The organism is Sphingobacterium composti, from assembly GCF_009829075.1.
GTDB lineage: Bacteria > Bacteroidota > Bacteroidia > Sphingobacteriales > Sphingobacteriaceae > Sphingobacterium > Sphingobacterium composti.
The window spans coordinates 81,638-94,261 of the sequence record NZ_WUQZ01000014.1; the positions used below are offsets into that span (position 1 = coordinate 81,638).

The 12,624-nt window shown below is 34.5% G+C and carries 10 protein-coding genes and 1 tRNA gene; 5 read left to right on the forward strand and 6 right to left on the reverse strand.

Features of this window, described 5'->3' with window-relative positions:
• Window positions 1-32: 32 nt before the first annotated feature.
• Window positions 33-106: transfer RNA gene (locus GOQ17_RS10450), tRNA-Asn, on the reverse strand.
• A gap of 112 nt (window positions 107-218) precedes the next feature.
• On the reverse strand, window positions 219-1,598 hold the full coding sequence (mgtE, locus tag GOQ17_RS10455) for a magnesium transporter (protein ID WP_159637333.1): 1,380 nt from the start codon (window positions 1,596-1,598) through the stop codon (window positions 219-221).
• Window positions 1,599-2,185: 587 nt separating this feature from the next.
• On the opposite strand from mgtE, the gene GOQ17_RS10460 reads away from it, so the two are divergent.
• Both GOQ17_RS10460 and GOQ17_RS10465 read left to right on the forward strand, forming a co-directional pair.
• A complete protein-coding gene (locus GOQ17_RS10460) occupies window positions 2,186-4,984 on the forward strand; it encodes a TolB-like translocation protein (RefSeq protein ID WP_159637321.1) in 2,799 nt (932 codons plus the stop codon).
• 83 nt (window positions 4,985-5,067) lie between these two features.
• Window positions 5,068-5,475: a hypothetical protein gene (locus GOQ17_RS10465; RefSeq protein WP_159637322.1), complete on the forward strand. Its 408-nt coding sequence runs from the start codon at window positions 5,068-5,070 to the stop codon at window positions 5,473-5,475.
• On the opposite strand, the gene pssA is transcribed toward GOQ17_RS10465, so the two are convergent.
• Together pssA and rho are read right to left on the reverse strand one after the other, a co-directional pair.
• Entirely contained in the window at window positions 5,472-6,155 is a 684-nt protein-coding gene (gene pssA, locus GOQ17_RS10470; protein ID WP_159637324.1) for a CDP-diacylglycerol--serine O-phosphatidyltransferase, read from the reverse strand. The two genes, GOQ17_RS10465 and pssA, sit on opposite strands and share 4 nt — an antisense overlap.
• Before the next feature lie 59 nt (window positions 6,156-6,214).
• Entirely contained in the window at window positions 6,215-7,708 is a 1,494-nt protein-coding gene (gene rho / locus GOQ17_RS10475) for a transcription termination factor Rho (RefSeq protein ID WP_159637325.1), read from the reverse strand.
• Window positions 7,709-8,037: 329 nt separating this feature from the next.
• Between rho and GOQ17_RS10480 the strand changes: the two genes are divergently transcribed.
• Window positions 8,038-9,765: an MFS transporter gene (locus GOQ17_RS10480; RefSeq protein ID WP_159637326.1), complete on the forward strand. Its 1,728-nt coding sequence runs from the start codon at window positions 8,038-8,040 to the stop codon at window positions 9,763-9,765.
• A 194-nt stretch (window positions 9,766-9,959) separates the two neighbouring features.
• Window positions 9,960-10,817, forward strand: a complete 858-nt coding sequence (locus tag GOQ17_RS10485; RefSeq protein WP_159637327.1) for an N-acetylglucosamine kinase — start codon at window positions 9,960-9,962, stop codon at window positions 10,815-10,817.
• Between the two features lie 79 nt (window positions 10,818-10,896).
• Here GOQ17_RS10485 and GOQ17_RS10490 read toward each other — a convergent pair whose 3' ends face one another.
• Both GOQ17_RS10490 and GOQ17_RS10495 read right to left on the reverse strand, forming a co-directional pair.
• Entirely contained in the window at window positions 10,897-11,592 is a 696-nt protein-coding gene (locus tag GOQ17_RS10490; RefSeq protein WP_201288604.1) for a metal-dependent hydrolase, read from the reverse strand.
• 11 nt (window positions 11,593-11,603) lie between these two features.
• On the reverse strand, window positions 11,604-11,918 hold the full coding sequence (locus GOQ17_RS10495; RefSeq protein ID WP_159637328.1) for a YbaB/EbfC family nucleoid-associated protein: 315 nt from the start codon (window positions 11,916-11,918) through the stop codon (window positions 11,604-11,606).
• Between the two features lie 92 nt (window positions 11,919-12,010).
• Between GOQ17_RS10495 and GOQ17_RS10500 the strand changes: the two genes are divergently transcribed.
• A complete protein-coding gene (locus GOQ17_RS10500; RefSeq protein ID WP_159637329.1) occupies window positions 12,011-12,499 on the forward strand; it encodes an ABC transporter substrate-binding protein in 489 nt (162 codons plus the stop codon).
• The last annotated feature ends 125 nt before the right edge of the window (window positions 12,500-12,624 follow it).

Consider the following 12,624-nt stretch of genomic DNA (forward strand, 5'->3'; position numbering starts at 1 on the left):
TGAAAGTCCTAACGACACTGGACTTTTATTTGCTCTCCCTCTTGGGCTCGAACCAAGGACCCTCTGATTAACAGTCAGATGCTCTAACCAGCTGAGCTAAGGAAGAATTCAACCTACTTCGTTTCCGTTTCGGTGATGCAATTATCGGAAGATTTTAAGAGTTCTGCAAACATTTTTTTAAGGTTTTTTACAACTCATTCATTCCCAATAAGAATATTTTACAACAAAACACCTTTCAAAAGCAATGTAGCGAATGTAAAGTATATAATTAAGCCAGTCACGTCCACTAAAGTAGATACAAATGGCGCAGATGAACTTGCTGGATCGGCCCCTAGCTTACGCAGCACAAAAGGAAGCATTGAACCTGTCAAAGACCCCCATAATACCACGCCAACCAACGAGAAACTTATAACTAATGCAATCAAAAACCAATATTCTCCATAAACTTCAGAGAACATTTGCCAAGTCGCAATTCGTATAAATCCTAATATTCCTAGAATTAGACCTAAGATTAATCCCGTAAGAATTTCTCTTCGCATTACACGCCACCAATCTGTCAACGTTACTTCACCCATAGCCATGGCCTGAATTATTAATGTCGACGCTTGTGAGCCACTATTACCTCCACTAGACATAATTAACGGCATCAAAGCAAATAACACAATTGCGCTTGCTAATTGTGACTCAAAATGCCCGATTACAGTTGCAGTTAACAATTGTCCCAAAAATAAAACAATCAACCAGCCCGCTCGCTTTTTTACCAAATGCATAATAGACACATCCAAGTAAGGCTCATCTAACGCCTCCGTACCCCCGAAACGTTGCATATCCTCCGTGTACTCTTCGTTCGCTACCCAAAGGATATCATCTATCGTGACAATGCCTAACATGATTCCTTGCTCGTCTATTACAGGCAAAGCCACACGATTATTCATACGGAAAATTGTTACAGCTTCCTCTTGTGGATCATTCGCATTGAGTGAAATCAATCTGTTATCGATCAATTCCCCAACTTGGGAATCTGGATTGGCTAACAAAATATCTTTGATCCGAATATCATCAATCAGCTTACCATCCGAATCAATCACATACAATACATCAATAGTCTCCGAAGCACTACCATAACGACGGATATGATCCAAAATTCTATTGATCGTCCAATGTTCTTTTACCGTAATATAATCTGGGGTCATTAGACGTCCGACACTGTCTTCAGGATAGCCCAATAATGACAAGGCTTCTTTACGCTCATCAGGAGTCAACAACGTAATCAATCTCTTTACAACATCCCCTTTCAAATCTCCAAAGAAAGAAGTACGGTCATCGGGAGGCATCGTGTTTAATATCTCTCGAACTTTGTTGGCAGAAATCTTTTTGAAAATACGCTCTTGCGTAGGGAAGTCTAAAATCCGAAACACATTAACTGCTCGGTTCAAATCTAAGGTTTCAATAAAGAGAGGTCCATGCTCCGGAAGCTCATCTATCAACTCCTCGACATCTGAAATATTAAGCTCATTCAAATAATTAGCTAACTCTAGATTGTTACCTTCTTCGATTAGCTTTTCGAGTGCTGCGACATGCATTTCCAATTCTTCCATTTTGCTCCTCCTATTATGAATCCCTACATTGGTGTCAGACTTTAGTTCGTTGCAAAAGTCGGTTTTTTCTAGCAAAATATATAATCTTTTTTCGTTAGTCTTACAAACAATTTGAAATTTTTATTCAGACAATATGACAGCATAGATTACACACTTGTTTTGTTGAATTAGAAACCAAATTGATCTATTTGATTATTTAAAATCTATTGGTAAAACTCGCTGATATTAAAAGTGAACTTCTAATTCGTAAAAATCATTTTTTCAACTTGGCTAATGAATAATCCCTATAGGTCTAATCAAATACTAATGAGATTAAAATTGGAAATAGAATCTCACTTAAATAATAAACCTTTTTCAATAAATAACTGTACTTTAGTAAATGAAATAAACAAAGAGCTTGTTTTATCAATAACAGCTAATTAACCACTTTTTTATTAACTATACACTTCATTTTGATAATGAAATAAAATAAACATATAACATTGTAAAAGAGGATGTTAAATAATTTAATATAATCTATTAAATTATTTAAAACCGAATAGTTCTACTAACATTTTTAGCAAACAACAAAGATAACATCAAATAAAATGAGTAAAAAGGTAATTATCAAATATTTAGTAATTATTATATCAACTATAAATTCACATATTTTGATAGCTCAAATATTTGACAACTCTCAACCTCATTATAAGGTTAAATGGAGTCAAATAAATACAGACAATTATCGCTTAATATTCCCTAATGAGTTTACAAATTCTGCTCCCACACTCGCTAATCAAATTGATAAGTACCTGAAATTTGCAGAGCAAAGTTTGGATAAGAAAACCAAGAAAATAAACATAATAGTCCAACAAAATCATCTATTGAAAAATGGATTTGTTCAATTAGCACCACGCAAATCAGAACTATTCTCCACTCCTTCCGGCACTGCGGACAACCAGGAATGGCTACCTAATCTTACTCTACACGAGCTGCAACACGTGGTGCAATTTGACAAATTGACAGGAAAAATAAGCAAACCCTTTGGTGAACTTTTAGCACTTGCATTCTTCGGAATTAACCTTCCCTCTTGGTTTTATGAGGGAGATGCAACTCTTCATGAAACACTTTATTCCAAAGGTGGTAGAGGCAGATTAAGTGAATGGAACATGGAGATTCGCACAAATATTCAGTCAAGTAAAAAGTATAGTTTTAACAAATACGTGCATGGATCCTTTAAGGATATTGTACCGTCATTCTACACAATTGGTTATTTTATGAACAGTGAATTGTATGAAAAAGACCCAAAAACTAACGCAAAAATTTATGAGCAAATGAATGGAAAATTACTTCGACCATTCAATTTTCAGCGTGCTCTAAAGAAATTTTATGGCTCAAAAGCAAGTGGACTATTTGATAATACGATAGACAATTTAGAAGATAAATGGACGAATATTCCCACAACAAATTTAGCGAACCCCATAACTTTTGAAGACAAATATCCTACGGATTACCTGCTCCCTCAAGAAGAAAATGACTATATTTTTGCGATTAAAAAGAACAATCAACGCACACCCAGAATCATAAAATTCAATAAAAATGACTCTACAAAAATTGAGGAAATAGTAAAATTAGGTCCTCAAATTATGCCCTATTTTCATATCAAAAATCACCTAATTACATGGGACGAATACCGCAAAGACGCGCGCTTTTCAAAACAAACCTATAACGTAATTAACGTACTAGACATCCGTACAAATACCAAAAAAACAATCACAAACAAAAGTCGTTACTACACCCCAATACTTTCTAATGACCTAAAAATAATAGCGGTTGTAGAAGTAAATTTAAGCAACGAAAGTGCCATTATTCTATTAAATCCTGAAAATGGAGAAAGGTTGGATAGCATCGCTATGCCAAAAGGATTGCATATACAGCAACCCAGTTTTAATGCGGAGTCCACAAAAATAATAGCCATTGCTGTCTGCTCTAAGGGCACTAATCTCGTGGAAATAGACTTACAAACAAAAAACACAAAAGACCTGCTACCCTGGTCCAATTTGCAATTAGATCGCCCTATCTATGCTAAGGGAAATATCATATTCAAAGCTAATCAACAAGGGAAAGATGATATTTTTATGCTTCGTGACAAACAAATCTTGAAGATTACCGAAAGTAAATTTGGAGCCCTTAATCCGTCAATACACGAGAACGATTTGTGGTTTAATGACTTCACAATTAAAGGACACAAAATAAATAAACTAGATTTGAACAATCTTACCACTTCAAAAATCACGTTACAACCAGCTAAAACATTATATGAAAGACAAAACACATTTCAATTTGACACCACTGAAACTAAAAAGAAATACAGCCAAGAGATTAAACCATATAATATCTTAAAAAATAGCATCAATTTCCATAGTCTTACACTAAGTGCAAATGATTTCGAGAGTTTTGACAATTATAAACCGGGAATTTATTGGCTTTCTAACGACTTACTAAACACTACTAGAATCAAGTTAGGGTATGAGCGTGAAATAGAATTAAAGAAAAACTCTTATTTAGCTGAAGTAACGTACCAACGTTATTACCCAAAATTCACGGTCGGCTACAAAAATTCAGGTAGTGTGGGCGTTGCAAAAAACGCTAGCGGAAAAGATAGTCTACGCTTCGATTTTCGATATCATCAAGTTACGGCCGATATTCAACTCCCTTTCAGTATTTATCGCGGCAATAAAATATACTCTTATGGAGCGAATTTCGGCACTTATTACATCAAAAGATATGATTTGAGTGTAAATAACCTTAGAAATTTCACTGATCAAATAAAATTCCCGTTGAATTACCAAGTTTATTTAAATAGAAATGCAATGATGAGTGTCATGGATTTAGCTCCGAGGTGGGGCCAAAATTTTAATTTTATTTACCGACACATGCCTTTTGAAAATAGTAATAATAATTCATGGGCATTGAGAACTAATTTTTATTTCCCAGGATTATTGATGAATCATAGTTTTCAAACACGTTTTAGCATACAACATTCTAATGGAGTTTTCAGAGGCACATACGATATCCCATTGATCGATGGATTTTCCTTTTTACCATCCTACACAATAAAGAACACCTTACTTTTTGACTACAGACTACCCTTAGCATATCCAGATTTGTCTATTGGACAATTAGCCTATATTAAGCGTATACATGGTCAATTATCAGCTGACTATCTCAATATTCATCAAATTTCATTAGCTCCAAAATCAATCAGTGCCGGCTTAAATTTTGACTTCAATTTATTCAAGTACAACGAACCTTTATTCACATTTAGCATTTTGGGAACCTATTTGAATGATACACGTGCTTCAAATAAATTTAGCCCTACATTTAGCTTTAGTTATAGTTATTAATCAAATATTTAAAAACCAAGCATTTACAAAAACAATTTTAATCCGTATATTGTTTATCATTTTACACATCAATCTTGTAAAATATGGCAATTATCTCTAAGGAAGCAGAAGTTCAAGAGGAGCTAAATTCCATTTATGAACTTCTTCTAAACAAACGCTCTGCAATACAGAGCGAGCTCAAATCAATACGTAAAAAATTCGAAAAACAATGTGATGTTTTTATTTTGAATGGATTTAGTGATGAAAAATCTCCAATAATTACAAATAAAATATACCACAACAAGTTCATCGAATTTGACACACACTGTCATATCATCGATATTATCAATGATTTCAAAGATGTTTATGGCTATTTTCCAGAATATGGAGAAATGTTCAGTACATTATATCAAACTATGTTACAATTTGCCCATGAAGAAAATTACGAGTGTGCTGCAGTTGTAAAAATCTGGGTAGACAGAATACACAATATTATACACAATAAAAATTAATCCTCCACAGCTGTTGGTTTGAAATGTAGTATTGAGAACAAAATATAAAGCACAAAAACTAGAGGAATAGCTAAAATTTCCATCCACGCTACTAAAATCAAAGAAATTATAAGGAATAAATATTTGAATTTATTCACTCCCCATTTCAAAGAATTCAATTTCATGGAGAATAACTTCAATTCCGATACCAACAATATACTTGTGAGCATCGTAACCCCTATTAAGACATATATATTGTAGATATATTGTGGATATACCTGTCCAATAAATGGCAAAGAGACTATCAAAAAAGTATTCATCGGTGTATTCACACCGATGAAATCAGAAGTTTGACGCTCATCTATATTAAATTTTGCTAAACGCAAAGCAGAAAAAACTGTCACTACGAAACCGATATAAGGCAAATACTCAGAAGTACTAACCTCTCTAATCATGGTATACAGTATAGCCCCTGGCAGAAATCCAAAACTCACAACATCTGCTAATGAATCCAACTCCTTCCCTATTAAAGACTTAACCTTCAATAGTCGCGCAACTAAACCATCAAAAAAATCAAAAATTCCAGATGCCAACACACAATAGAATGCTGTCAGATAATCCCCTTTCAAAACCATTAATATTCCGATACATCCACTGAATAAATTTAATGATGTAATCGTATTTGGTATATATTTCTTCATCACAAATAAAAAAAGCCGTCTATGTATTAGACGGCTTAAAAATATCAATTTAATATGAATTATCCATTCATACTCATCAAAAACTCTTCGTTAGAACGAGTTCCACGCAATTGTTGCAACAAGAATTCCATTGCTTCCGTCGAATTCATATCTGACAAGTGATTACGCAATACCCACAGACGTTGTAAAGCTTCTCTATCCATCAATAGATCGTCACGACGTGTAGATGATGCCGTCAAATCAATAGCAGGGAATAAGCGTTTGTTAGCTAACTTGCGATCCAATTGAAGTTCCATGTTACCTGTACCTTTGAATTCTTCAAAGATAACATCATCCATTTTAGAACCAGTATCAGTCAATGCTGTTGCTAAGATCGTTAATGATCCACCATTTTCGATGTTACGTGCCGCACCAAAGAAACGTTTTGGCTTGTGCAAAGCGTTCGCATCCACACCACCAGATAAGATTTTACCCGAAGCAGGTGCAACAGTATTGTACGCGCGAGCCAAGCGAGTGATTGAATCTAATAAGATAACCACATCATGCCCACACTCTACCATACGCTTAGCTTTCTCTAATACGATATTTGCAATTTTCACGTGTCTATCAGCTGGCTCATCAAATGTAGATGAAACCACTTCAGCACGAACAGATCTTGCCATATCTGTCACCTCTTCCGGACGTTCATCAATTAATAAAATAATCAAATAAACTTCTGGATGATTTTTAGCAATAGCGTTTGCAACTTCTTTCAATAAATTCGTTTTACCCGTTTTTGGTTGAGCTACGATCAGACCGCGCTGACCTTTACCAATAGGTGTAAACAAATCCATGATACGAGTAGAATAATTATTGGATCCAAGATCAAGGTTTAATTTCTCATCAGGGAATAATGGAGTCAAGAAATCAAAGGGTACACGATCGCGGATTTCAGCCGGATTTTGACCATTAATAGACTCGATACGTACCAATGGGAAATATTTTTCACCTTCTTTTGGAGGACGAATACAACCTCTTACATTATCACCAGTTTTCAAACCAAACAATTTGATCTGCGACTGTGACACATATATATCATCTGGAGATGTTAGATAATTGTAATCTGATGAACGTAAGAAACCATAGCCATCCGGCATAATTTCTAATACACCCTCATTAACGATCACATTATCGAAATCTGTATTTGATGATGTTTCTTTCTTTGGTTCTGCTGATGGTTCTGGAGTAGATACTTTTTCAACTGGAACTGTGGGAGCGGGTGATTCAGAACTAAATAATGATGGGTCTTCTTCTGTTCTAACGCGTTTTGTAATTGCTACAGGCTCCGTTTTAAGTGTTCTAGTTCTTTTTCGCGGAGATTGATCTGCTGACTCAGCAGCCACAGGCTCTTCTACGGCCTCTTGCTTATCTTCAGTTGTTGATTGTTGAGCAATCTCTGAAATTTTATCGATGAGTTCTTGCTTACGAAGCTTTTCTACGTCAACAATACCTAACACCTTTCCTATCTCGCGCAATTCGGACACGAGCTTTGAATTCAATTCGTTGATATTCATTAATATTGAATTATGATTATATCTTTTTGGATTTTCAATTTGAAATCTAACCTATTTATTCACAATGACCTAACACTAGGGTTTGAAAATTTGACTTGTCCACAATCTCTAAAACTGATTTTCGAAATAGATAAATTACGAACTAGGATAAATTTGAGAATGCACAAAGAAAACCATTACATTTGAATTTTCAAAAAAAAATTAATAAAATTATCAAAACATATACAACAACATGCTGTTTAAAACATACTAAATTGTTTTAGGCACTTAAAAAATAAAGTTTTTTTTGTACGTTTATGCGGTCAAAAGTATCATGTAAATTATAAATTATGAGTGAAAATAACAAACCAACCAACTACCCAGCACTCTATACACTTATTGTAGTGTTCTTTTTTTGGGGATTTATTGCCGCGGGCAATAGTATTTTTATTCCCTTCTGTAAAAATTATTTCCATTTAGATCAATTTCAGTCTCAATTAATTGATTTTGCTTTTTACAGTGCCTATTATATAGGAGCTTTGGGGTTATTCATTTTTGGAACTATATCCGGCAGAGATTTAGTGGGAAAATGGGGCTATAAAAAAAGTATTGTTTACGGATTATTATTTTCTGCCTTTGGTGCAGCGGCAATGATTGTTGCTGTAGAAGTCAACTTATATTTAGGCATGTTGATAGGGTTATTTATAGTTGCATTGGGTTTTTCTCTACAACAGACTGCTGCAAATCCTTTCGCTGTATTACTTGGTGATCCAAAGACAGGTGCATCTCGAGTTAATTTGGGCGGTGCTGTAAATTCATTTGGTACTACTATTGGCCCGTTAATTATAGGATATACACTATTTGGAACATTCGAGCCGGTTTCAGATTCCGAAATTTCTGGTTTACCATTGAATAAAGTTGTATATCTATATATTGCCGTTGGTTTACTATTCATATTTGCGGCAGCATTATTTAATTTTTCTAAAAAAGTTCCTCCTGGCATTAATAATGAGCCAATGGAAGAAGCGAATAAAGCGAAGAATATATTGATCATCATGACAATTCTTCTAGCTGCTTTATTTACTCCTGTATTTTTAAGTTATAAGAGCGAAACAGCACTTCAAATTGAAAATCTCAACGCACAGATTAAATCTGCAACGGACAGTTCTGTAATCGATAACTTGAAATCCCAAGTGAAAGAAATAGCACATCCACTGGAGCTGAAGCGTATGGCATTACTTTTTGGTGCTTTAATCGCAGTAGTAGGCTCTATCCTATTTGCCTATCGTAAGGCGCAAGCTGCACCGCAGGGTTGGGGAGCAATGAAATACCCTCAATTGGTATTAGGGATGTTAGCTTTATTTGTATATGTAGGTATCGAAGTAGCAATCGGAAGTAATCTTGGTGAATTATTGACCTTAGAAGAATTTGGAAGTTTATCATCTTCTGAAATTACTCCTTATATATCCATGTATTGGGGAGGTATGATGATCGGACGTTGGGCTGGTGCAGTGACTGCATTCAATTTCGCTCATTCCACTAAAAAAATATTAACTGCAGTAGTTCCTTTTATTGCTTTTGGAGTAGTATTAGCCGTAAATTCTATAGCGGGATTTAATATGTCACACTTATATTTCTTTGCCATTTGCATTGCTATACAAGTTATCGCATTTTTCATCAGCAAGGAAAAACCAGTAGCCACTTTGATTATCTTCGGAACTTTAGGATTAGTGGCTATGATCGTCGGTTTAATATCGTCAGGAACAGTTGCTATTTATTCATTCTTAACTGGAGGATTAGCTTGTTCTATTATGTGGGGCTCCATCTTCTCCTTATCTATTGTGGGGATTGGTAAATACACAGAGCAGGGTTCAGCATTTTTGGTTATGATGATTTTAGGTGGTGGTATAATCCCTCCTATTCAAGGAAAGCTTGCTGATATTATAGGTATACACAATTCTTACATCATTCCTGTGATCGGATTCGCTTATATTATCCTTTTTGCAGTATTGGTAAAAGGCTTTTTGAAAAAGCAAAACATAGACTTAGAGCATATAGAAGGCTCTTCAAGTCACTAAAACGTTAAAACTAATTGTACTTTCTACACTAAGTAAAAAGTCTAAAAAACCGCCCTAATTAAATATTAAGGCGGTTTTTTAGTTTATAACCAAAACTTATTTAAAATAAAATTTACAAATGCTATAGTTTTTATGAATAAAAATGTATCTTCGAAAGATATAATTTTGAATAACTATACTAAAATAAACTAATAATGATCATTATTGCAGATGGCGGATCAACCAAGACCAATTGGTGCCTATTAGATGACAATCAAAAGAAGATCTATTTCAACACAGAAGGCTATAACCCTTACTTTGTTGACAGTGATTATATCGTAAGCTCTTTGAAAAAAGGATTACCAAACGATTTACCTTTAGATAAAATTCAAGAAGTAAATTATTACGGCGCTGGGGTTCATAATGACGAGAAAGCAAAAATCGTTTCTGATGCATTTCGTGAACTTTTCCCTAATGCTAAAATTGAAATCGGTCACGACTTATTAGCTGCAGCAAGAGCGCTTTTAGGTAAAGAATCAGGGTTTGCTGCAATTTTGGGTACTGGAACAAACTCATGTATCTATGATGGTGACAAAATCACACACAATATCAGTTCAGCAGCCTATATTCTAGGTGATGAAGGTTCTGGTTCATATATTGGTAAAAAACTTTTGACTGATTTTGTACGTGATCTAATGCCTACAGATGTTGCTAAAGCTTTCTATGATACTTACAAATTGTCAAAAGACGAGATCATGGATAGTGTTTACACTAAACCATTAGCAAATCGTTTTTGTGCTAGCTTCAGTAAATTTGTTTATGACAATAATGTAAATATTGAATACACACGTAAGATTGTTGATGATGCATTCGAAGCATTCTTCGCAAACTTAGTAAGCAAATACCCTAATTACCAAGACTATACTTTCAACTGTATCGGATCTGTAGGATATAATTTCCGAAATGTATTGGAAGAAAAAGCTAATCAATACGGCATGAAAGTGGGTAAAATATTACGTTCACCGATTGATGATTTAGTTCAATTCCATATTGATAGATATTCCGCTAAATAATCGAGCGACAACTTATCCTAACAAATAAGCCCAATCAATGATTGGGCTTATTTGTTAGGATAAAATCTACTATTTTATTTTATAAACTAATAGACTCTCCTAATTTTAGTAAATTCAGATTAATATTTGCATCTGCAAATACTTTAGATGCTTCATTTGTGTCAATATTAACTGGAGAAAATGTATCATAATGCATTCCAATTACATTATTACAATTAATAAAGTTTGCAGCCTTTACCGCATCATACATATCCATGGTATAATGCCCTCCAATTGGCAAGAAAGCCCAATCCAATTCTAAATGAGCTAATAATTTCATTTCAAGAGTCAATGCTGTATCCCCTGCAAAATATATTTTTTTATCACCAATAGAGAACACAAATCCACATGGAGCACCACCGTATGCACCATCTGGAGTAGAATTAGTATGCAGTGCATATACCATTTTCACTTTACCAAAAGGCAAACTCAATGTTCCGCCAAAATTAAATTCTATTATTTTATCATCTGGTACACCTTGCTTTCTTACCCATCCAGCAGTTTCTACAATGGCTGCTACCGTAGCATTTGACTGTGCTTGGATAGTAGCAAGATCCGCTACATGATCCTCATGCGCATGTGACAGAAATATATAATCGGGTTTTAGTTCGGATACATTAATGTCTTTTGCAAGAGGATTATACGTTACGAATGGATCCAATAATACTTTTGTACCATTAAAATTGAATTCAAAACATGCATGCCCGAGATATCTAACTGAAATTTGATTTACCATAATAAAAAGATTTATTTCCCAAATAAATTACCTAGCCCCCCCAGACCACTCAACATATCTTGAGAAGCCGCTGCCATTTCTGTTTGACTAACATTTTCAGCTTGAGCCAAAACTTTATTCAAAGCTACAAGCAACAAGTCCTCAATCTGCTCCTTATCGCCCTCTGCAAAAAGCTCGTCGCTAATAGTTACCTCTTTGATTTCTTTGTTTGCTGTAGCGACAACACGTACTTTACCACCCTCAGCTTCACCCGAAACTGAAATACTATCTAATCTTGCTTTGATTTCTTGCGCCTTTTGTTGCGCTTGGAATAATTTATCAAACATAGTCTCATCTTATTTTATAAGACCAAAATACAAAATCATGTTTTGCCTTCAAAATAAGTCTCAGAATAAGCTTAAATACTTAAATTTGCAACATGACAAAATACGAAGAACTAATCTCGAGTCTAAAACAAATCGATACTGCCAAAGCAGAATATTTAGAAGAAGAAATAGATATAATAATTCATAAATTGAAATTCTTGACAGAAGAGAGTTTGCCAAAGGCAATAATTGTAGATCAAAATAGAGATTTTCAACCAATGGATTCAGAAATTCTAGCTGAAAAAATTAATATTGCAGGGGGAAGATTTATTAGCTCTTTAGATCAAAATCCTGATTGCATAGTTATATTACAACGTAGCGAAAATTTATATGGTCAATTATCCGAATTATTAAATAACATTGAAATTATAAATACTAGCGCTTTCCAAAATAACAATCTATTTATTATTCAAGAGGCAAGTTTTAATCAATCAGATGATAATTACTTGAAAGACACAGAAATATTAGCTGAAATTTTTCAACCCAAATATTTCTTCTATGGTCACGAGGGATCAGCTTGGGTGAAATTCGAAATACAATAATCGGATAGGAGGAACGGGATTAATTCCCGTTCCGACCTTCCACAGCACCGCACGTACCGTTCGGTATACGGCGCTTCCCTAAGTTGTAACACGAACTCGCTTGTATTCTGCCAGTAAAGATGGGT

Excerpts from the sequence above, each read along its gene's own strand:
- mgtE (WP_159637333.1), bottom strand. The coding sequence starts at position 1,598 with ATGGAAGAATTGGAAATGCATGTCGCAGCACTCGAAAAGCTAATCGAA.
- GOQ17_RS10460 (WP_159637321.1), top strand. The coding sequence starts at position 2,186 with ATGAGTAAAAAGGTAATTATCAAATATTTAGTAATTATTATATCAACT.
- GOQ17_RS10465 (WP_159637322.1), top strand. The coding sequence starts at position 5,068 with ATGGCAATTATCTCTAAGGAAGCAGAAGTTCAAGAGGAGCTAAATTCC.
- pssA (WP_159637324.1), bottom strand. The coding sequence starts at position 6,155 with ATGAAGAAATATATACCAAATACGATTACATCATTAAATTTATTCAGT.
- rho (WP_159637325.1), bottom strand. The coding sequence starts at position 7,708 with ATGAATATCAACGAATTGAATTCAAAGCTCGTGTCCGAATTGCGCGAG.
- GOQ17_RS10480 (WP_159637326.1), top strand. The coding sequence starts at position 8,038 with ATGAGTGAAAATAACAAACCAACCAACTACCCAGCACTCTATACACTT.
- GOQ17_RS10485 (WP_159637327.1), top strand. The coding sequence starts at position 9,960 with ATGATCATTATTGCAGATGGCGGATCAACCAAGACCAATTGGTGCCTA.
- GOQ17_RS10490 (WP_201288604.1), bottom strand. The coding sequence starts at position 11,592 with ATGGTAAATCAAATTTCAGTTAGATATCTCGGGCATGCATGTTTTGAA.
- GOQ17_RS10495 (WP_159637328.1), bottom strand. The coding sequence starts at position 11,918 with ATGTTTGATAAATTATTCCAAGCGCAACAAAAGGCGCAAGAAATCAAA.
- GOQ17_RS10500 (WP_159637329.1), top strand. The coding sequence starts at position 12,011 with ATGACAAAATACGAAGAACTAATCTCGAGTCTAAAACAAATCGATACT.